Source organism: Nonomuraea cavernae, from assembly GCF_014646355.1.
Taxonomy (GTDB): domain Bacteria; phylum Actinomycetota; class Actinomycetes; order Streptosporangiales; family Streptosporangiaceae; genus Nonomuraea; species Nonomuraea cavernae.
The window spans coordinates 1-454 of sequence record NZ_BMNH01000032.1; the positions used below are offsets into that span (position 1 = coordinate 1).

At 71.4% G+C, this 454-nt stretch carries 1 protein-coding gene; it reads left to right on the plus strand.

Annotated features, from left to right (window positions below):
* The coding region (locus IEY82_RS33080) for a methionine adenosyltransferase domain-containing protein (protein WP_189128285.1) at positions 1–454 on the plus strand (454 nt) is incomplete at both ends.

Genomic DNA, 454 nt, shown 5'->3' on the forward strand with positions numbered 1-454 from the left:
GCAAGTCCGGCCTGGTGCCCTACCTGCGGCCCGACGGCAAGACCCAGGTCACCATCGAGTACGACGGCGACCAGCCGGTCCGCCTCGACACCGTGGTCGTCTCCGCCCAGCACTCCCCCGGCGTCTCCCTGGCCGACCGGCTGACCCCCGACATCCGCACGCATGTGGTCGAGCCGGTGCTGGCGGGGCTCGACCTCGACACCTCCGATTACCGGCTGCTGGTCAACCCGACCGGCCGGTTCGAGATCGGCGGGCCGATGGGCGACGCCGGGCTGACCGGCCGCAAGATCATCATTGACACCTACGGTGGCATGGCGCGTCACGGTGGCGGCGCGTTCTCCGGCAAGGACCCGTCCAAGGTGGACCGTTCGGCGGCCTACGCGATGCGCTGGGTGGCCAAGAACGTGGTGGCCGCCGGGCTGGCCGACCGCTGCGAGGTGCAGGTCGCCTACGC